This window comes from Pradoshia sp. (genome assembly GCF_051873915.1).
GTDB lineage: Bacteria > Bacillota > Bacilli > Bacillales > Pradoshiaceae > Pradoshia.
Window position 1 is genome coordinate 1 of record NZ_JBJEFJ010000024.1, and the last position, 19,770, is coordinate 19,770.

Annotated in this window: 21 protein-coding genes; all 21 read left to right on the forward strand. The window is 43.5% G+C overall.

Translation table 11 applies throughout. The annotated features are described in order from the left end of the window. Nucleotides 1-458: 458 nt before the first annotated feature. The 21 genes from rpsU (at nt 459) to rpoD (ending at nt 19,705) form a co-directional block, all read left to right on the forward strand. Nucleotides 459-632 (forward strand): 30S ribosomal protein S21, encoded by a 174-nt coding sequence (gene rpsU, locus ACI35L_RS02210; RefSeq protein WP_049670095.1) that lies wholly within the window; start codon nt 459-461, stop codon nt 630-632. Nucleotides 633-647: 15 nt separating this feature from the next. Beyond that, entirely contained in the window at nt 648-1,097 is a 450-nt protein-coding gene (locus tag ACI35L_RS02215; RefSeq protein WP_439802151.1) for a GatB/YqeY domain-containing protein, read from the forward strand. Between the two features lie 150 nt (nt 1,098-1,247). Further along, nucleotides 1,248-2,576 (forward strand): NfeD family protein, encoded by a 1,329-nt coding sequence (locus tag ACI35L_RS02220; protein ID WP_082197025.1) that lies wholly within the window; start codon nt 1,248-1,250, stop codon nt 2,574-2,576. A 28-nt stretch (nt 2,577-2,604) separates the two neighbouring features. Beyond that, nucleotides 2,605-3,606, forward strand: coding sequence for a flotillin-like protein FloA (floA, locus tag ACI35L_RS02225; protein WP_049670097.1), 1,002 nt, complete (start codon nt 2,605-2,607; stop codon nt 3,604-3,606). A gap of 40 nt (nt 3,607-3,646) precedes the next feature. Continuing rightward, nucleotides 3,647-4,201 (forward strand): hypothetical protein, encoded by a 555-nt coding sequence (locus tag ACI35L_RS02230; RefSeq protein WP_049670098.1) that lies wholly within the window; start codon nt 3,647-3,649, stop codon nt 4,199-4,201. 220 nt (nt 4,202-4,421) lie between these two features. Then, nucleotides 4,422-4,706 (forward strand): sporulation protein YqfC, encoded by a 285-nt coding sequence (gene yqfC, locus ACI35L_RS02235; RefSeq protein ID WP_049670099.1) that lies wholly within the window; start codon nt 4,422-4,424, stop codon nt 4,704-4,706. 17 nt (nt 4,707-4,723) lie between these two features. After that, on the forward strand, nt 4,724-5,911 hold the full coding sequence (gene yqfD / locus ACI35L_RS02240; RefSeq protein ID WP_439802152.1) for a sporulation protein YqfD: 1,188 nt from the start codon (nt 4,724-4,726) through the stop codon (nt 5,909-5,911). A gap of 3 nt (nt 5,912-5,914) precedes the next feature. Next, on the forward strand, nt 5,915-6,880 hold the full coding sequence (locus ACI35L_RS02245) for a PhoH family protein (protein ID WP_049670101.1): 966 nt from the start codon (nt 5,915-5,917) through the stop codon (nt 6,878-6,880). Between the two features lie 161 nt (nt 6,881-7,041). After that, a complete protein-coding gene (locus tag ACI35L_RS02250; RefSeq protein WP_231589482.1) occupies nt 7,042-9,180 on the forward strand; it encodes an HD family phosphohydrolase in 2,139 nt (712 codons plus the stop codon). A 14-nt stretch (nt 9,181-9,194) separates the two neighbouring features. After that, the gene (ybeY, locus tag ACI35L_RS02255) at nt 9,195-9,665 is read left to right on the forward strand and encodes an rRNA maturation RNase YbeY (RefSeq protein WP_197089905.1); all 471 of its coding nucleotides are present in this window, start codon (nt 9,195-9,197) and stop codon (nt 9,663-9,665) included. Then, entirely contained in the window at nt 9,649-10,035 is a 387-nt protein-coding gene (locus ACI35L_RS02260) for a diacylglycerol kinase family protein (protein WP_049670102.1), read from the forward strand. The genes ybeY and ACI35L_RS02260 overlap by 17 nt, the downstream gene beginning before the upstream one ends. Nucleotides 10,036-10,060: 25 nt before the next feature. Continuing rightward, on the forward strand, nt 10,061-10,459 hold the full coding sequence (locus ACI35L_RS02265; protein ID WP_049670103.1) for a cytidine deaminase: 399 nt from the start codon (nt 10,061-10,063) through the stop codon (nt 10,457-10,459). Further along, a complete protein-coding gene (era, locus tag ACI35L_RS02270) occupies nt 10,452-11,369 on the forward strand; it encodes a GTPase Era (protein WP_049670104.1) in 918 nt (305 codons plus the stop codon). The genes ACI35L_RS02265 and era overlap by 8 nt, the downstream gene beginning before the upstream one ends. 202 nt (nt 11,370-11,571) lie before the next feature. Beyond that, on the forward strand, nt 11,572-11,715 hold the full coding sequence (locus ACI35L_RS02275) for a YqzL family protein (RefSeq protein WP_082197026.1): 144 nt from the start codon (nt 11,572-11,574) through the stop codon (nt 11,713-11,715). A gap of 34 nt (nt 11,716-11,749) precedes the next feature. After that, on the forward strand, nt 11,750-12,502 hold the full coding sequence (recO, locus tag ACI35L_RS02280) for a DNA repair protein RecO (protein ID WP_049670105.1): 753 nt from the start codon (nt 11,750-11,752) through the stop codon (nt 12,500-12,502). A 297-nt stretch (nt 12,503-12,799) separates the two neighbouring features. Next, on the forward strand, nt 12,800-14,182 hold the full coding sequence (locus tag ACI35L_RS02285) for a glycine--tRNA ligase (protein WP_049670106.1): 1,383 nt from the start codon (nt 12,800-12,802) through the stop codon (nt 14,180-14,182). Between the two features lie 275 nt (nt 14,183-14,457). Beyond that, on the forward strand, nt 14,458-15,093 hold the full coding sequence (locus ACI35L_RS02290; RefSeq protein WP_156185558.1) for a helix-turn-helix transcriptional regulator: 636 nt from the start codon (nt 14,458-14,460) through the stop codon (nt 15,091-15,093). 38 nt (nt 15,094-15,131) lie between these two features. After that, entirely contained in the window at nt 15,132-15,938 is an 807-nt protein-coding gene (locus tag ACI35L_RS02295) for a pyruvate, water dikinase regulatory protein (protein ID WP_439802153.1), read from the forward strand. 243 nt (nt 15,939-16,181) lie between these two features. Then, complete coding sequence (locus tag ACI35L_RS02300; RefSeq protein ID WP_439802154.1) at nt 16,182-16,661, forward strand: YaiI/YqxD family protein; 480 nt, start codon at nt 16,182-16,184, stop codon at nt 16,659-16,661. 54 nt (nt 16,662-16,715) lie between these two features. Next, nucleotides 16,716-18,530 (forward strand): DNA primase, encoded by a 1,815-nt coding sequence (gene dnaG / locus ACI35L_RS02305; RefSeq protein WP_439802155.1) that lies wholly within the window; start codon nt 16,716-16,718, stop codon nt 18,528-18,530. 38 nt (nt 18,531-18,568) lie between these two features. Further along, complete coding sequence (gene rpoD / locus ACI35L_RS02310) at nt 18,569-19,705, forward strand: RNA polymerase sigma factor RpoD (protein ID WP_049670111.1); 1,137 nt, start codon at nt 18,569-18,571, stop codon at nt 19,703-19,705. Nucleotides 19,706-19,770 lie beyond the last annotated feature (65 nt).

Below are 19,770 nucleotides of genomic sequence, written 5' to 3' on the forward strand. Positions count from 1 at the left end.
GGCCAAATCGTCAAAGTGAAAATCACAAAGGCTGGCTATCCGTATAACGAAGGGCAATTCGTCCGCGTGTTAGACGATCAAATTGAAGCAGTAGCCCAATAATATAGGAGTCCAAGGTTTCTTAAGTGAACCTTGGACTTTTTTTGCTGAAAGGTAAAGCGGTTAAAGTGTTTAGGATCGTGAATAGCCCATGCTGCTCGTTATGCAAAGCGGTTGATCAATGGAACGGTTTATGTCCAGATCAGAAGGCCTTGCACGGCCATTGATGAATCAGTTGCTTGTACGGGAATTCCCTGCTTGAAATAAAATAAAATCGTGTCAAAAGAATGCGATAAAACCAAGCGTTAAAATTGGAATAACAGTTGACCTAAGATACCTGATATATTATAATTTTAAGGTACATGGTTTCCTTCAACATGAGGAAATTAGAGTTGTTGTGCTCGGAGGGAGGGAAAGAGATGTCTAAAACAGTCGTTAAGAAAAACGAATCGCTTGAAGATGCTCTTCGACGCTTCAAACGCACAGTTTCCAAGCAAGGTACTATGCAGGAAGTAAGAAAGCGCGAATTCTATGAAAAACCTAGTGTTAAACGTAAGAAAAAGTCTGAAGCTGCGAGAAAACGCAAGTACTAAAAAGAGGTGCCTTTAATGAGTCTTGTTGAGCGTTTAAACAGCGATATGAAACAAGCTATGAAAGACAAAGATAAAGACAAGCTCTCTGTCATCCGAATGATGAAGGCTTCTCTTCAGAATGAAGGAATTAAGCTTGGCAAACAAGAGTTATCCGAGGATGAAGAGTTGACCGTGCTATCACGTGAGTTAAAGCAACGTAAAGACTCCCTTCAAGAATTTGATAAAGCAGGGCGCCAGGACTTAACCGAAAAGCTTCACGCTGAAATTGCTGTTGTGGAAAGCTATATGCCGAAACAATTAAGCGAAGAAGAGCTGGATGCGCTTGTTACTGAAGCGATCGCCCAAACAAATGCCACTTCTAAGGCTGATATGGGGAAAGTAATGTCCGCTATCATGCCGAAGGTGAAGGGCAAAGCTGATGGATCTTTAGTTAATAAACTGGTACTGCAACATCTTTCAAAATAAGACATATAAAATCCGTGAATCAATCGATTCGCGGGTTTTTTATTATGTTTTCAGGAAAAAACAGATAAATGCACAAGAATATTGAAACTAATAAGGTCTTTGTACGTATAATGGACTATAAGGGAAAATGGGAAGGAGGGAAGAGAGAGAGTGAAGAAACATTGGTGGTCGCTCTTTTTTATTGCCGCCTTTTGCTTGAGCTTCATCGGCGGGCCAAATACAAGCTTAGGTAATGGAGAGAAAGTCTATATTGTTCCTATACATAATGATGTGGAGAAAGGGTTAGCCAATTTCTTGACCCGTGCCATCGAGACTGCTGAGGAAGATGGGGCAGAAGCAATCATATTTGATATTAATACACCAGGCGGAGCTGTTGATGCGGCGGATGAGATTGGGCAGGCATTTGCTGAAACGGATATTAAGACCGTAGCCTTTATCGATAATCGCGCCTTATCAGCTGGTGCCTTCATATCATTGAATGCGGATGAAATCTACATGGTGCCGGGCGCCACGATGGGAGCAGCGGCAGTCATCACCTCAGATGGAAATGCTGCCGATGAGAAGGCACAATCTTATTGGCTGGCTAATATGGAGAAGGCGGCAGAATCAAGCGGCCGGAACCCGTCCTTTGCGAAAGCAATGGCGGAAAAGGATGTTGACCTGCCATCAGCTTATGATTCATGGGAAGGAAAGCTTCTTACTTTGACGGCTTCTCAGGCAAGTGAAATCGGCTACAGTGAAGGCACTGTCAAAAATGAAGAGGCACTTCTTCAGAAACTAGGGCTTGAGGAAGCAGAGAAAGTGATGTTTGAGGAAACCTTTGCCGATAAGGCGGCACGTTTTCTAACGAATCCTTATATCATTCCGATTTTGTTATCCATCGGTACGATTGGACTCATCGTTGAACTCTATTCTCCGGGCTTCGGACTGCCGGGAATCGCTGGTATTTCTGCCTTGCTGCTGTTCTTCTATGGTCATCTCGTATCGGGGCTTGCCGGATATGAAACCTTGATTCTGTTTATTGTCGGAATTGGCCTGATTCTGCTGGAATTTTTCATACCGGGAGGAATCATCGGTATAGTAGGCTTTATTGCAATAATAGCAAGTTTATTTCTTGCTTCGGGGGATGTGGAACTTATGGCGAAATCGATTTTCATTGCCTTGCTGGCAGCCTTTTTGGTAGCCGTCATTCTGATTAAATTCTTCGGGAAGAAATTCACGGCCTTTGATCGACTTGTACTGTTTGATTCAACAAGCACCGAGAAAGGTTATATCTCCAATACAAACAGAACTGAGCTCATCGGCAAGGAAGGGATTCTGCTGACTGACTTGAGACCTGCTGGAACGGTTTTGGTTGATGGAGAGAGAATTGATGTGGTCAGTGAGGGAAGCTTTATTAACAAGGGAACTGCTGTTAAAGTAGTTAAAGTGGAAGGTTCCCGTGTAGTTGTGCGACAATTAGATGAAGATAATCAGTAATTTAGAAATGAAGGGAGAACAATAAAATATGGTATTAACAAGTGGAACGATTGCAGCCCTGCTGGGTGTTGCGCTCATTATCATTGTTCTGGCCGTCTTATTTACATTCGTGCCGGTTATGCTCTGGATTTCTGCGATCGCTGCAGGTGTCCGTGTTAGTATTTTCACGTTAATTGGTATGAGGCTCCGCCGTGTAGCGCCGAGCCGTGTCATCAATCCGCTTATTAAAGCATCAAAAGCAGGATTGAATGTGACAACGAATCAGCTTGAGAGCCATTACTTGGCTGGAGGAAATGTAGACCGGGTTGTTAATGCGCTAATCGCGGCTCATCGTGCCAATATCGACCTTACCTTTGAGCGCTGTGCTGCAATTGACCTTGCAGGACGTGACGTGCTTGAGGCTGTCCAAATGAGCGTAAATCCAAAGGTCATTGAAACACCATTCATTGCGGGTGTGGCATTGAACGGGATTGAAGTGAAGGCCAAAGCGAGAATTACCGTACGGGCTAATATTGAACGCCTTGTCGGGGGTGCTGGAGAGGATACGGTTATTGCCCGGGTTGGTGAGGGTGTTATCTCGACAATTGGTTCAAGTGAAAGCCATACGACTGTTCTTGAGAATCCGGAAAGGATCTCCCAGACCGTCTTAAGCAAAGGGCTGGATGCTGGGACAGCCTTTGAAATTCTTTCCATCGATATTGCAGATGTGGATATCGGCAAAAACATCGGTGCTGAGCTTCAAACAGAACAAGCGGAAGCAGACAAGAAGATTGCCCAAGCAAAAGCAGAGGAACGCCGTGCGATGGCGATTGCACAAGAGCAAGAGATGAAGGCAAAAGTAGAAGAAATGAAGGCGAAGGTTGTAGAATCTGAAGCTGAAGTACCGCTTGCGATGGCTCATGCTTTCAAAGCTGGTAATATGGGAATCATGGATTACATGAATTATCAAAACCTTGCCTCCGATACGAAGATGAGAGAGTCCATCGGCAACATGAATCAAGACCAGACGAATCAGGACGACGAGAAATAAGATCCCTTAACCGGGTATCCTGGAAAAGGAGGTTCTATCCATGGTATTAGGGGCAATATGGGATAATCCCATTTTAATTTTCATCATCATCAGTCTGATCAGCTGGTTCTTCGGAAGAAATAAGGAAGCAGAGCAGAGCAACAACCCGCCTGATCCAATGCCGGATGAGAAAACAAATCGTCCTGAGGGCAGGGGGAGCGAGAAGCCTGTCATGCAAATGGCCGGAGCAGATGATGAGATTCGCCGTAAGATCCAGGAAAGGGAGCGCCAGCTGAAGAAGAAGCTGAGCCAGTCACCGGAATTGGAGAGAAAAGCAGAGACTTTGGCTCAATCGATTAAGGAGCAATATGAGCGGCAAAAGGCGAAACTGGCGGATTCTCAGCCGAAGGAGAGAACACCTGAACCAGCGGCAGTCTCTGTGCCCGTACAAATGGCCAGAAAGGCAATCCCAGAAGAATTACGGCCAAAGAGCAGTAACCAGGCATCCGAAAGTTCAAGACCACGTGTGAATTTACGGGAGGCTGACTTAAGACAGGCTGTTATTATGTCCGAAATTCTTGGTCCGCCTAGGTCGAAAAGAAGGCATATTAGATAATTTCAGATAGACCCTCCGAGTGATTCGGAGGGTCTATTTTTGTGTGTAATGACGGCTCTGATATTCTCTGTTCCCCCTAAGGATTAGTTGTCATGTAAGCAGCTCGCTGCGAATAGGTTATAAGGAGAGGACTCCTGAGTAATAGATACGCTTGTCGTTATATACAGCCGAAACGAGGCGCATTTATGTATATCCAGATCAGGGAGAAAGGGGGCTCTTTATGGCCCGAGCATGGGGGAATCGGTTGAAGAGGTGGGTTACGGCCGCCATGGACCTGCCGGAAGATATTATGATGGACCTGCCGAGAATCACGATGGTTGGCCAAATTCATATATACATAGAAAATCACAAGGGGCTGCTGGCTTTTTCAGATAAGGAATTGCGCTTAATGCTAAAGAGCGGACAACTTCTGGTCAAGGGTGAAGGCTTTGTGTTAAAGACGATTCTTCCAGAGGAAATCCTGCTTGAGGGAAAGATTGATCAAGTCTTATTTCTTGAAGAGTAGCAAGGGGAGGTACTCGAATGAAAAACGATTGGACAAATCATTTGAGCGGATATGTGAAGGTTCAAGTGAACGGCAGGGGCGCAACAAGATTCATTAATCGTCTTCTTGAGCAAAAGGTGCTCGTATGGGATGTTAAAAACATGGGGACGGAAACGGTTGTATTTTATATGAAGCTTGAGGAAGTGCCGACACTGAGGGTTGCAGCAAGAAAAAGCGAGTGTAAGGTGACCTTTCTGGAAAGAAAGGGGGCCTATTTCTTTGGAAAGAAATTGCTGAAGTACAGCGGCCTGCTTGTTGGACTATTTTTATTTTGCACATTAATCTTCATTCTTTCTAATGTTGTCTGGGGAATCGAAATAAAGGGAGCAAGTCCGGCTACTGAGCATGAAGTTCGCAAGGCGCTTGAGGAAATGGATATAAAGGTCGGTAAATTACAATTCGGATTGGATCAGATGGAGGATATCCAGAAGGAATTAAGTGAGCGTGTGCCTGCTATTACGTGGATTGGCGTGCAGTTGAAGGGGACAACCTTTGAATTTCAGGTTGTAGAGAAGAAGCAGCCTAAAAAAGAGGCAAATGAGACCTATATGAACTTGATTGCGGCGAAGAGTGGGACAATTGTCCAGCCGATGGTTGAAAAAGGACAAGGAATAGTTGAGAAAAACCAATATGTTCAGAAAGGGGATATATTGGTGAGCGGCTTTATTGGAAGGGAAGATAATAAGAAATTTGTAGGGGCGAAAGGAAAGGTGATGGCGGAAACATGGTATAAGACCACGGTGACTGTTCCGCTGAAAACGAATTTATTTGTCTTTAATGGTGATTCTAAAACCAAGAATACCATTAAGTTCGGTGATTTCGAGATGCCTGTATGGGGCTTTGGGGAACACGGATTCCCGGAATACGAGGTTGAGGAGGATCGGAAGGTCTTTCGCTTTTTTGGCTGGGAAATCCCAATAACCTTTCATAAGAAGACATATTTAAGTAAGGAAAAAGCAGTGCGCGTGTATACGGAGGAAGAAGCGGCAGTCCAAGCAGAAAAGATGGCCAGGCAGGATGTGCTGAAACTCGCACCGGATGATGCATCCATTATTGACGAAAAAATTTTGCACAAGCGGAGCCACAATGGTAAAGTTAAAATGACTATACATTATCAAGTTTTAGAAAATATTGCAATCGGACAACCGATGATTCAAGGAGACTAAGGAATGTCAGATCAAGCAAAACTTATGAACTTACAATTAGAATCACCAAATGAAGCGGCAGAGTTGTTTGGTGTCAATGATAGCAATCTCAAGCTGTTGGAAAGTGAGCTCTCTGTCAATATCATCTCCCGCGGCGAGACCATCAGTATTTCGGGAAAAGAAGAGAATCTCGAGAGTGCGGATGAGATTTTACAAGCTTTATTGACCATTGTCCGCAAGGGAATCAAAATTGGACCCCGTGAAGTGGCCTATGCTATCAATCTGTCCAAGAATGGAACGCTTGAATATTTTGCGGATTTATATAACGAAGAGATCACCAAGAATGCAAAAGGAAAGTCCATCCGTGTAAAGACTTTAGGACAGAAGGAATACCTTTCTGCTATCAGGAGCAAGGATCTTGTGTTTGGTATTGGTCCGGCTGGTACAGGAAAAACATATTTGGCTGTCGTTATGGCGGTTCTCGCCCTGAAGAGCGGGGATGTTAAGCGTATTATTTTGACTCGTCCTGCAGTCGAAGCGGGCGAGAGTCTAGGCTTCTTGCCGGGAGATTTAAAGGAGAAGGTCGATCCATACTTGAGACCGCTATATGATGCCCTGCATGATATATTGGGCACAGAGCAGACGGCAAGGTTGATTGAACGCGGTACGATTGAGATTGCCCCGTTGGCTTATATGCGCGGAAGGACACTGGATGATGCTTTTGTCATTCTGGATGAAGCGCAGAATACAACACAGGCTCAAATGAAGATGTTTTTAACTCGACTTGGCTTTGGCTCAAAGCTGGTGATTACGGGAGATACATCGCAAATTGATTTGCCAAGAGGCATTCAATCCGGGCTAAAAGCAGCAGAAAATATCCTTAAGAATGTCACAGGAATCGGATTTATCCATCTGGATCAAACCGATGTTGTAAGGCACCCGCTCGTGGCCAAGATTATTCATGCCTATGAGAAATATGAAACAAAATAATCATAATCCTCTAGGAAAGAGAGCCGCAGGTATACTGTGGCCCTTTTCTTTTTTGTGTCTGAAATGGAAAACAAGGTGAAACGCTTGCCAAAAACTGATATTATAACATCAAGTGTTCGATTTTATACATAGAGACTCTTCCGTCTGAAGGAGGAAAGCACGTGAATTGGCTGAATACAATCATTCGTTCCATAAAAAGCTGGAAACAAAATCCGATTCTCCAAGCAACCCTGCTATTCTTATTAGCAGTGCTTTCTTATGTACTGTTATTTAGCAGCGTACAGCCGGAGAAGCTTGATGTTAAGCAGTTCAGTGTAGCAGATACGACCATTCGCTCACCAAAAACGGTCGAAGACCCAGTTGAGACGGCAGAGAAGAAACAAAAAGCTGTCAACAGTGTGGAAGATATCTATACACCTAACGAGGAATATGTTAAAAAAAGGGTAAAGATGGTGGAGGATATCTTCACGAGTGCAGAGGATGTCGTGGCTGCTGGATTGAAGAATGAGGAAGTAGAGGAAGGGAAAAAGGCAGAGATTCTAAATGAGCCAAAGAAGCATTTAAAGAATCTTCGTTCCCGGCTCTCTGACACAATCAATAAGGACATTTCTGATGAAACTCTTCTTCGTTTACTTGGTTCCTCACAGTCTGACTTAGCCTTGGCTAAGGATATGACGAAAACAAGCGTTAATGACATGATGAAGGTGGGCATACGGGCCAATGAGGTTGAGAATGCCAAGAAGAAAGTGGAAGAACAGATTAAGTATAATAGTATGCCAACTGCGAATCTGCGCTCTGCCTCCATTGATATTGGCCGCTATGCGATTATCCAGAATGTGTTCTTTGATTCTTCTGCAACGGAAACAGCAAGGGAGAAGGCTGAAGAAAATGTGGAGCCTGTCCGGATTCTGCAAGGACAGATTATCGTTGAGGAAGGATACTTAATTGATGCGGAGGTTTACCGCCAGCTAAAATTGGTTGGTCTTCTGAAGAGTGAGGAGTCATTTCTACCGTATGTTGGACTGGGTGCGATACTGATTTTAGTATTCTTCGGGGTCTATCTGGTTTTTCGTAAAGTAGAGATACCAGACCAAGTCCGGGATAATATCTTTATTTTCTCCCTTGTATATGTAATAGGCATTACACTGATGAAAATCATCCATATTACGGCACGGCTCAGCGATGAAACCCTGGCCTTTCTCTTTCCATCGGCGATGGCTGTCATGCTGATTACCATCCTTATGAAGGACAGGTATGCAGTTACGATCGGCATCCTTCTTTCTATCGTTGGGAGTATTATGTTTAAGGATGGTTTATCCGGCAGTGTTCAGTCGAGTCTTGGGATGTATATGCTGATCAGCGGGCTGGTGGCAATCGTCTTTTTAAGGCAGCATCATGAACGTTCGAGCATCTTAAGGGCGGGTCTTTTCAATGCTCTTATCAATTTGGTGCTTATCACAGGATTATATTGGATTGACGGCGCGGAGATTCCTTATATTTGGGTGGCAATTGTCGCCATTTCCTCTGGGATTATTTCAGCAATCAGCACCATTGGACTGCTTCCTTTCTTTGAAAGCAGCTTTGGCATTTTTTCTTCCATGAAGATGATTGAGCTCTCCAATCCTAATCATCCATTGCTTCGCAAGATATTAATGGAAGCGCCGGGTACATATCACCACAGTGTGATGGTGGCCAATCTTGCTGAGGGGGCATGTGAGGCGGTTGGGGCTAATGGCTTGCTCGCTCGTGTGGGATGCTATTATCATGATATCGGTAAAACAAAGCGCCCTGCTTATTTCATTGAGAACCAGACGAACATTGATAATCCGCATGACCGTCTGTCTCCAGAGAAAAGTGCTAAGATTATTCTAGCCCATGCAACAGATGGGGCAGAGATGGCTCGAAAGCATAGGATGCCTGAAGCAATTGTTGATATCATTGAACAGCATCATGGGACGACCCTTTTGAAGTATTTCTATCATAAAGCCAAGGAAGAGGGGCTTGCTCCTGAGGAGAAGGATTATCGGTATAAAGGGCCTAAACCGAGATCAAAGGAAGCGGCCATTATTGCCATTGCGGATAGCGTGGAAGCGGCAGTCCGCTCCTTGAAAAAGCCGACACAGGATTCGATTGGAAAGCTGGTTAGGTCGATCATTGCTGACAAATTAAATGACGGTCAATTTAATGAATGTGATATTACACTCAAGGAATTAGAAAAGGTAACAGTTTCATTATGTGAAACATTGACAGGTATTTTCCATAATCGAATTGAATATCCGCAAATGGATGATAAAGAATAGAGAAGGTGAAGGAATTGATTTTAACGATTGACATCATGGATGAAACGAATAAAGTGACCGACGAACAAATGAAGCTTGTGGAAAATCTGCTGGAACATACAGCAAGGCATGAGCAAGTGAAGACAGGCAGCGAAGTGTCAGTTACATTCGTGGATAACAGCCGAATTCAGGAAATTAATAAGGAATATCGCCATAAGGATGCAGCGACAGACGTTATTTCCTTTGCGATGGAAGAGATGGGTGAGGGAGAGGTTGAAATCATCGGCTCGGATGAACCAGCCCTTTTAGGAGATATCATTATTTCGATTGACCGGATGGAGGAGCAAGCTGCTGAATATGGTCATTCAAATGAACGTGAGCTTGGATTCCTGGCGGTTCACGGTTTCCTTCATTTGCTTGGATATGATCATATGAATGAAGAAGATGAAAAGGTCATGTTTTCAAGACAAAGGGAGCTGTTAGACAGCTATGGTCTTACACGATAAACCAACCGGTCTTAAACGGTTTTTTAAAGGCTTTGCCTATGCCTGGTCAGGTATCCGCTATGGGTTAGCCCATGAGTGCAATATGAGGTTTCATGCCTGTACGGCGCTTATTGTGACGATATGCGGTGTGTATTTTGACATCACAAAGCTAGAATGGCTATTCGTACTTACGGCCATTGGGGGGATGCTTGCCCTAGAGCTGATGAATACAGCTATTGAGAAAGCCGTCGATTTAGTCACGAATGAAACGCATCCTTTGGCAAAGGCTGCAAAGGATACCGCAGCAGGAGCTGTCCTCGTGTATGCCATCTTTTCGGCGGTTGTCGGACTAATTATTTTCTTGCCGAGAATAATGAATTTATTAATGTGAAACAGAAATCTTAGGAGGTACTTACATGCAAAAAAAACAATTAATTGAAGAAGCAAAAAAAGCGAGGGAAAAGGCGTATATTCCATACTCCCGTTTTGGTGTTGGAGCAGCCTTGCTTGGAGCTGACGGAACGATTTATCATGGCTGTAATATTGAGAATGCCGCTTACTCTATGTGTAACTGTGCAGAGAGAACAGCTCTTTTCTCCGCAATGGCACAAGGTGTGACAGAGTTCAAAGCATTGGCGGTCGTGGCCGATACAGACCGTCCAGTATCACCATGCGGTGCATGCCGCCAGGTAATCTCCGAGCTATGTGACGAAGACATGCCGGTCATTTTAACAAACTTAAAGGGTGATGTTCTTGAACTGACGGTCAAAGAACTATTGCCTGGAGCGTTTTCACCGGAGGATTTACATGAGTAATCAAACCAACACCAAGTTTAAATCGGGCTTCGTATCTATCATTGGAAGACCGAATGTGGGGAAATCAACTTTTATCAACCGTGTCATTGGGCAAAAAATTGCGATCATGAGCGATAAGCCTCAAACAACTAGAAATAAGGTCCAAGGTGTGCTGACAACGAATGATAGCCAGATTATCTTTATTGATACACCAGGCATTCATAAACCGAAGCATAAGCTCGGCGACTTCATGATGAAGGTCGCTTCCAATGCGCTTCAGGAAGTGGATGCTATTCTCTTCATGGTCAATGCGGAAGAAGGATTTGGACGCGGCGAAGAGTTCATCATTGAGAAATTGAAATCCTATAAGACACCGGTCTTTTTGGTTATCAATAAGATTGACCAAATTCATCCGGATGAGCTGTTCCGTATTATCGATACGTATAAGGAGAAATATGATTTTGCTGAAATTGTGCCTATCTCGGCTCTTGAGGGGAATAATGTGGACACATTGCTAAAGCAAATCAATGCCTATCTGCCGGAAGGACCTCAGTATTATCCAGCTGATCAGATTACGGACCACCCAGAGAGATTTATCATCTCAGAAATGATCAGGGAAAAGGCTCTCCATTTGACGCGTGAGGAGGTACCTCACTCCATTGCGGTGGTAATTGATAAAATTGAACGCAGGGAAAAGGCGGAAACCGTTCATATTATGGCAACCATCATTGTCGAACGGGATTCACAAAAAGGCATCATCATCGGTAAGAGAGGTGCCATGCTTAAAGAAATCGGACAGCGTGCACGTGTGGATATTGAGAACCTTCTCGGTTCCAAAGTGTTCTTGGAACTATGGGTGAAGGTGCAAAAGGACTGGAGAAACAAAGCTTCTCATTTAAGAGATATCGGCTTCAGGGAAGATGAGTATTAAAAAACGAAGCGGGAATGAATTTCGCTTAAAGGGAATTTGTTCCAAGTAGTTGGATGAGCCCTCTTACTACGGGGCTTATATTATTCGGCAGTGAGGCGAATGGGAAATCAGCCAATTTTTAACCACATGATTTTCGGTCTGGTTGGTGAAGCTAAAGTCAGGTAAGAACAACTAGTTTCTATCAATGAAAGGTGGAATAAGTATGATTGAATTTACCTGGAATGTGTTTAGACAAACCGGAAGCGTGGATACTTATCTTCTTTTAAAGGAACTTGAAAGACAAACAGACGCTAACCAGCCAATCATGAATGAAGAAAATGAAGAGCTGAACATCCCAATCGTATAAGGGATCATCTTGCCGTCATATTGGAGTGAGTGGCGTGCTGGCTAAATGTGAAGGCATTGTAATTCGCACAACCGATTATGGTGAAACGAACAAAATCATTACATTATATACAAGAGAATTTGGCAAAGTCGGAGTGATGGCGAGAGGAGCGAAAAAGCCTAACAGCCGCTTTTCTGCTGTCACTCAGTTGTTTCATTTCGGTCATTATTTATTTCTCTCTGGCAGGGGCCTTGGCCAGTTGCAGCAGGGAGAGACGATAGAGTCCTTTCGTTCAATCCGCGAGGACATTTTTTTGACAGCCTATGCCTCCTACATAGCGGAGCTTCTAGATAAGGGAACGGAAGAAAGAAAGCCGCATGAAGCTTTATTTAATCTATTTTACCAATCGCTTCGTTATCTTGATGAGGAATATGACCCTGAGATTATCGTCAATATTTTCGAGATGAAGATGCTCAGTCTATTCGGATTTGCTCCAGAGCTGAATCGCTGTGTCAACTGCGGGGCACAGGATGGGTCCTTCTCTTTCTCTATCCGTGAAGGCGGACTCCTGTGCCATCGCTGCGAGGAAATAGACCCATACCGCATGAAAATTTCCCCTGCGGTGGCGAGACTTCTTCGTGTCCTTTATTATATGGACTTGGACAGGCTTGGAACGATTTCCATCAAGGATGCGACTAAGAAGGAAATCCGTCAAGTGCTGGATGCCTATTATGATGAATACTTAGGTGTCGAATTGAAGACAAAACGCTTTCTAAGACAGATGGGTAAGATGAAGGACCAGCTTTAAAAGAAACTTCTTTTAATCTGTGTATTGACAATACAGGGGTGAATTGGATAGAATGTGAGATACATTCATATGTAGTTACTGTGAAGGAAAGTAGTATTTGGATAAGGGTATGCCTAGCGAGTTCGGAGATGGTGGGAGCCGAATGATATCTTGCCAAAGAAGGCAGTCTGGAGTAACGCATTTTAAAGCGGCCAAGATTCTTGGCAAATAGGGTGGAACCGCGGGTAAACTCTCGTCCCTATGCATTATGCATAGTGGCGGGAGTTTTTTTATATTGAATTAAAGGAGAGAACGATTATGACCATTACAATGGATCAAATTGTATCACATGCAAAACATAGGGGGTTTATCTTCCCTGGGTCTGAGATATACGGCGGTCTGGCTAACACATGGGATTACGGCCCGCTAGGCGTTGAACTGAAGAATAATATTAAGAAGGCATGGTGGAAGAAATTCATCCAGGAATCCCCATACAATGTCGGTCTTGATTCTGCTATTCTCATGAACCCTCGTACATGGGAAGCATCCGGCCACATCGGAAATTTCAATGATCCAATGATTGATTGTAAGAAATGTAAAGCGCGTCATCGTGCTGATAAGCTCATTGAGGAAGCTATGCAGGAAAAAGGGCAGGAAATTATCGTAGATGGACTTCCATTCGAGAAGATGCAGGAATTGATTGTAGAGAATGATATCGTTTGTCCTGATTGCGGAAGCAAAGAATTCACAGAAATTCGTCAATTCAACCTTATGTTCAAAACATTCCAAGGTGTGACAGAGTCAAGCACGAATGAAATCTTCCTTCGTCCGGAAACAGCACAAGGGATCTTTGTTAACTTCAAGAACGTTCAGCGTACAATGCGCAAAAAGCTTCCATTCGGTATCGCGCAAGTCGGGAAAAGCTTCCGTAATGAAATCACACCGGGTAACTTTACGTTCCGTACACGTGAATTCGAACAAATGGAGCTTGAATTCTTCTGCAAGCCGGGGACTGAACTTGAGTGGTTTGGTTATTGGAAGGATTTTGCAGAGAAATGGCTTCTTTCCTTGGGCATGAAAGCAGAAAACTTCAGACTTCGTGACCACGAAGAAGAAGAGCTTTCTCATTACAGTAACGCTACAACTGACTTTGAATATAAATTCCCATTTGGCTGGGGCGAGCTTTGGGGTATTGCTTCTCGTACTGATTTCGATCTTAAACGCCATATGGAATATTCAGGTGAGGATTTCCACTATCTTGATCAAGAAACGAATGAAAAATACGTACCATACTGCATCGAGCCTTCTTTAGGTGCGGACCGTGTAACATTGGCTTATTTGATTGATGCCTATGAAGAAGAACAGCTTGAAGATGGCACAAGCCGCACTGTGATGCATTTGCACCCAGCGCTTGCTCCATATAAAGCAGCTATCCTTCCGTTGTCTAAAAAGCTGTCTGAGGGTGCGAAAGAAGTATTTGCTAACCTGGCACAAGACTTTATGGTGGACTATGATGAAGCTGGCTCCATCGGTAAACGTTATCGCCGTCATGATGAAATCGGAACACCATATTGTATCACGTATGATTTCGATTCTGTTGAAGATAAGATGGTTACCGTCCGTGACCGAGACACAATGGAGCAGACGAGAGTAAGCATCGAGGAATTACCTGCATTCTTGAGCAGTAAAATGAAGTTTTAAGCTAGATTCACATAATGTTGATAAATGGAATACCAACTAAGGTGTCCGGCCCGCAATAAGAGGGCAATGTCGGCAGATAAGCAGTACGACATCCAAGTTAAATCAACATATCTGTTTAGCGAAGCCTAAAGCTGAAAAAGCCCGCTCAAAAGGGAATGAATTCATTCCCTTTTGGGTAGGCTTATTTTAAGTTTAGGATGATTAATTACACTTCACGAATAAATAGTATATAATAAATACTATAGTAGAGCGAAGTGTTATGGCACTTTAGGGTGGTGAGTACAATAGAATTAACAAAAAGACAAGAACATATCCTCCAAATCGTGAAGGATAATGGACCTATTACAGGCGAACATATTGCCGATCAATTAAATCTAACCCGTGCGACCTTGCGCCCGGATTTAGCCATCCTGACGATGGCTGGTTATTTGGACGCTAGACCCCGAGTGGGCTATTTCTATACAGGCAAAACAGAGACACAGCTACTAACAGATAACTTGAAGAAGCTTCATGTTGGAGATTATCAGTCAATCCCTGTTGTCGTCAGCGAGGGTGTGACTGTTTATGATGCTATTTGCACGATGTTCCTAGAAGACGTTGGAACATTATTCGTTGTGGATAAGGAATCCTTGCTCGTTGGTGTTTTGTCTAGGAAGGACCTTTTGCGTGCAAGTCTTGGCAAGCAGGATTTAACAACCATTCCTGTGCACATCATTATGACACGTATGCCAAACATTACAGTATGCACGAAGGAAGACTACTTAATTGATGTTGCGGAGAAGTTGATTGAGAAGCAAATTGATGCCTTGCCGGTCGTGAAACAGAATGATCATGGATATGAAGTGGTTGGCAGAATTACAAAAACGAATATAACCAAGGCCTTCGTTTCTTTAGCCAGCGATAATGGGTAAAAAAGCGGCAGTGGGCCAGTGATACCTGGAGGACGCTTATGGAACAGTCTATAATCTACGTGGTTTCAGATTCAGTTGGGGAAACGGCTGACCTCGTAACAAAAGCAGCCGTCAGTCAGTTCAGCGGTGAGAACATCGTCTTGAAGCGAATACCGTTTGTGGAAGATGTCTCAACCGTTGATGAGGTGCTGAGTGTGGCACAAATGAATAACGGTGTGGTTGCCTACACATTAGTGAAGCCGGAGATCCGCACGTATATGAAAGAGAAGGCAGATGAAATGAATGTCACTGCATATGACATCATCGGTCCTCTAATTGATATTCTTGAACAGAAATATGGAACACCTGCACTCAATAAGCCGGGTCTTGTCCGAAAGTTGGACGAAAATTATTTCAAAAGGGTAGAAGCCATCGAGTTTGCCGTGAAATATGATGATGGAAGAGATCCGAAGGGCATCATGAAGGCGGATGTTGTCTTGGTCGGAGTCTCTCGTACATCGAAGACGCCATTATCACAATTTCTAGCTCATAAACGGTTGAAGGTGGCGAATGTGCCGTTAGTTCCTGAGGTGGAACCGCCTGAAGAATTATTTAAGGTAGATCCCCAAAAATGTATCGGGTTAAAAATCAGTCCTGATAAGCTCAATCATATTAGGAAAGAACGCCTGAAATCATTAGGGCTGAATGACAGCGCTGTGTATGCGAACATGGACCGAATCCATGAAGAACTCGCATATTTCGAGAGAATCGTTAACCGGCTTAACTGTCCGGTCATTGACGTCACGAATAAAGCGGTAGAAGAGACAGCCAATATGATTAGCGATATCATTAACAAACGAAACTAAAAGAGCATGCGAAAGCATGTTTTTTTGGTTGTTTGGATGGTCTGAATTACCAGAGGACAAAAGAGTGGAAATTTGATTTAATTTATTCTATAATAAAAAATTGTGATAAAATACCCTGCTTTAGGTTTAGAGTTATTTATAAAGGAATAAACTAGAATAAGCATCGTATATTAAAAAGTCAAGGAATCCTTAGTAAAAATATTCGACAATCGGACAAACTGTCCTTAAAAAAGAAGGATTAAGATGAGAGATGTAGAAATACAAAAGAAGAGTCATTTAACGGTTTATGTTGATGCGGATGCCTGCCCAGTGAAGACCGAGGTTCAACAAGTATGTGAGCCTTATGATGTGAACATCAAATTTGTGGCAGCTTATACAAATACAACTAATCGTTATCCTGATGTGTCCTGGGTATGGGTTGAACCAGGAAGAGATTCTGCTGACTTTTATATATTGAATCATGTGAAGAGCGGTGATATTGTCGTCACCGAGGATTTAGGACTCGCAGCGGGATGTCTTGCAAAGGCAGCTTATGTCGTAACATCAAGGGGAAAAGAGATCAAGGACAGTGAAATTGACCTATTTCTTGAGACAAGGCATTTGCATGCAAAGGCAAGACGGTCAGGCAAATATGAAAAAGGTCCAAAGAAAATCAAAATGATCGATAAATCAGCTTTCACAGAAACAATGAAAAAAATATTGTCGAAAATTGAAGGATTTTAGCAACTGATATAGAATTACAATATTCAGACCCATTATGAAACAGGTGTTAAACAATTGAAAAATCAATTAATCCCCGAAGAAACCGTGAATGAAATTCGCAGCAAGAATGACATTGTGGATGTGGTTGGCGAATATGTCCAGCTGAAAAAGCAAGGCCGAAACTACTTTGGCTTATGCCCTTTTCACAATGAAAACAGTCCTTCCTTCTCCGTTGCACCGGATAAGCAGATCTTTCATTGCTTCGGCTGCGGGGCTGGCGGAAATGTTTTCACCTTTCTAATGGATATAGAAGGATATTCCTTTGCTGAAGCTGCAAGAAGCCTGGCAGAAAGGGTAAACATACCGTTAGAGATAAACGTAAATGAAGCCTCTGAGGGCCAAAAGCAAAAGCATGCTCTCGATGATATGTATGAAGCTCATGAGCTTTTAAGGAAATTTTACCATCATTTGCTTGTAAATACAAAGCAAGGTCAGGATGCTCTTGAATATTTGCTCGAACGAGGTTTCACCATGGAATCCATTGAGAAGTTTCAACTGGGCTATTCATTAGACTCCTGGGATTATGTGCATAATTTCCTAAAGAAAAGGGATTTCTCCATTGAACGAATGGAAAAGGCCGGCCTGCTCGTCAGAAGAGAGAATGGAGAGAATTATTTCGACCGCTTTAGGAATCGAATTATGTTCCCAATCTTTGATAGGCAAGGGAAGACAATCGCCTTCTCCGGACGTGCACTTGCTGCAGGTGATGAGCCGAAATATTTAAATAGTCCTGAAACTCCACTTTTTAATAAAAGTAAAGTCGTCTATAATTACCACCTGGCGCGCCCCTTTATTCGCAAGAAAGGGGCAGCGATCTTGTTTGAAGGTTTTGCTGATTGCATTTCTGCAGACAGGGCAGAGGTGCATAATGGAATTGCCACGATGGGTACGGCTCTGACTGAACAGCATATTCAGCTGTTAAAGCGGAGCACGGATACAATCATCATCTGTTATGATTCTGATGCACCCGGAATTGAAGCGGCGAATAAAACGGCTGATATGATTCGTGACAACGGTCTTCATGTCAAGATTGCCCTTATGCCGAATGGGTACGATCCCGATGACTATATCAAGGAATTTGGAGAAGAAAAGTTCCAAAACGATATAATAGGGGCTGCACATACGTATATCTCTTTCAAGATGATTTATCATAAGAGAGGCAAAAACTTTGCAAATGAAGGCGATAAGATGGATTATATTGAAAGCGTCCTTCAAGAAACAGCAAAGTTAGACAGTGAAGTCGAAAGGGAATTCTACTTAAGACAAATTGCTACAGAATTCACACTTTCACTGGAATCCTTGCTTAATCAGCAGGGTAAAGTGGGTAAATATAATAAGAGGGCGCCTAAACAAGCGACACAGGCCGCCTCATTTCAAGCGATGCCAGCACCGAGAAGAAAAGGGATGAAGCCGGCACATATGAAGGCTGAGGAGACTTTGCTGGCTCTCATGCTCCATGACCGGGAATTGGCCTATCGCATACAAAAGCTGCTGGATGGAATGGAAATGAACCATGATGATCATCAAGCAATCATTACGTATTTATTCGCCTTCTATGAGGAAGGGCACGAGGCGGATGCAAGTCTGTTCCTCCATTTCCTCCCTGATGTGAATTTAAGAAAGATTGTCACTGAGATTGAAATGATGGATTTTCATCATGAGCCCAGCGAGCAGGAATTATTGGATTACGTTAACCAAATTACTAAATATAAACAGTTAATGGTTATTAAAGAAAAGAAAGCGGAGCAACTTGAGGCTGAAAAGCGGCAGGATTTCATTCGTGCTGCTGAACTAGGAAAAGAGTTGATATCGCTAAGAAATTCTTTATGACGGAAGTAAAAGAAGTGGATTGAGAAGGAGGGGAACAAATGGCTGAAAAGTCAGCACGTTCCAAAGAAAAAGCAGTAGACATCACAGATATGACATTGGACCAGGCGAAAGAATACGTTACGGAGCTTGGTAAGAAAAGAGGCCAGTTAACATACGAAGATATCGCAGAGCGCCTCTCCAGTTTCGTGCTTGATTCTGAACAAATGGATGAATTCTATGAATACCTTGGAGAGCAAGGTGTCGATATAGTGAGTGAAGCCGACGACGATGAGGAAAATCCTGATACACAGGAGCTTGAAAAAGAAGAAGAGTTTGACCTGAATGACTTAAGCGTGCCTCCTGGTGTCAAAATCAATGATCCGGTGCGTATGTATCTTAAAGAAATCGGGCGTGTAGACCTCCTTTCCGCTGAGGAAGAAATCCTCCTGGCTGAACGTATTGAAGAAGGCGATGAAGAAGCTAAGCGGCGACTGGCAGAAGCAAACCTCCGTCTCGTTGTCAGTATCGCAAAACGTTATGTCGGACGCGGGATGCTGTTCCTGGATCTTATACAAGAAGGGAATATGGGCCTTATTAAAGCGGTTGAGAAATTCGACTACCGCAAAGGCTTTAAATTCAGTACGTATGCTACTTGGTGGATTCGTCAGGCAATCACACGTGCTATTGCGGACCAAGCAAGAACCATCCGTATCCCGGTTCATATGGTGGAAACCATCAATAAACTAATCCGTGTTCAACGTCAGCTTTTACAGGATTTAGGCCGTGAGCCTTCTCCAGAGGAAATCGCAGAAGAAATGGACCTAACACCGGAGAAAGTGCGTGAAATCTTAAAAATTGCACAAGAGCCTGTTTCCTTGGAAACGCCAATTGGGGAAGAAGATGATTCACATCTTGGCGATTTCATTGAGGACCAGGATGCTACATCTCCATCTGACCATGCAGCATATGAGCTCTTGAAGGAGCAATTAGAGGATGTACTGGACACGCTTACCGACCGTGAAGAAAATGTGCTTCGCTTACGCTTCGGGCTTGATGACGGCAGAACCCGTACTCTTGAAGAAGTGGGCAAGGTATTCGGTGTAACGCGTGAGCGTATCAGACAGATTGAGGCGAAGGCATTGCGCAAGCTGCGCCACCCAAGCCGCAGCAAACGTCTAAAGGATTTCTTAGAATAGAATATAACATATATTGACAACAGGATGAAAGCCCGCTGGAAATTTTTCCGGCAGGCTTTTTTCTT

What these genes read in the sequence shown, in the direction of transcription:
- yqfD (WP_439802152.1), top strand. Translation starts at nt 4,724, where the DNA reads ATGAAAAACGATTGGACAAATCATTTGAGCGGATATGTGAAGGTTCAA.
- rpoD (WP_049670111.1), top strand. Translation starts at nt 18,569, where the DNA reads ATGGCTGAAAAGTCAGCACGTTCCAAAGAAAAAGCAGTAGACATCACA.
- ACI35L_RS02215 (WP_439802151.1), top strand. Translation starts at nt 648, where the DNA reads ATGAGTCTTGTTGAGCGTTTAAACAGCGATATGAAACAAGCTATGAAA.
- era (WP_049670104.1), top strand. Translation starts at nt 10,452, where the DNA reads ATGAGTAATCAAACCAACACCAAGTTTAAATCGGGCTTCGTATCTATC.
- ACI35L_RS02245 (WP_049670101.1), top strand. Translation starts at nt 5,915, where the DNA reads ATGTCAGATCAAGCAAAACTTATGAACTTACAATTAGAATCACCAAAT.
- ACI35L_RS02295 (WP_439802153.1), top strand. Translation starts at nt 15,132, where the DNA reads ATGGAACAGTCTATAATCTACGTGGTTTCAGATTCAGTTGGGGAAACG.
- ACI35L_RS02285 (WP_049670106.1), top strand. Translation starts at nt 12,800, where the DNA reads ATGACCATTACAATGGATCAAATTGTATCACATGCAAAACATAGGGGG.
- ACI35L_RS02265 (WP_049670103.1), top strand. Translation starts at nt 10,061, where the DNA reads ATGCAAAAAAAACAATTAATTGAAGAAGCAAAAAAAGCGAGGGAAAAG.
- yqfC (WP_049670099.1), top strand. Translation starts at nt 4,422, where the DNA reads ATGGCCCGAGCATGGGGGAATCGGTTGAAGAGGTGGGTTACGGCCGCC.
- ACI35L_RS02230 (WP_049670098.1), top strand. Translation starts at nt 3,647, where the DNA reads ATGGTATTAGGGGCAATATGGGATAATCCCATTTTAATTTTCATCATC.
- ACI35L_RS02300 (WP_439802154.1), top strand. Translation starts at nt 16,182, where the DNA reads ATGAGAGATGTAGAAATACAAAAGAAGAGTCATTTAACGGTTTATGTT.
- floA (WP_049670097.1), top strand. Translation starts at nt 2,605, where the DNA reads ATGGTATTAACAAGTGGAACGATTGCAGCCCTGCTGGGTGTTGCGCTC.
- ACI35L_RS02275 (WP_082197026.1), top strand. Translation starts at nt 11,572, where the DNA reads ATGATTGAATTTACCTGGAATGTGTTTAGACAAACCGGAAGCGTGGAT.
- rpsU (WP_049670095.1), top strand. Translation starts at nt 459, where the DNA reads ATGTCTAAAACAGTCGTTAAGAAAAACGAATCGCTTGAAGATGCTCTT.
- ACI35L_RS02260 (WP_049670102.1), top strand. Translation starts at nt 9,649, where the DNA reads ATGGTCTTACACGATAAACCAACCGGTCTTAAACGGTTTTTTAAAGGC.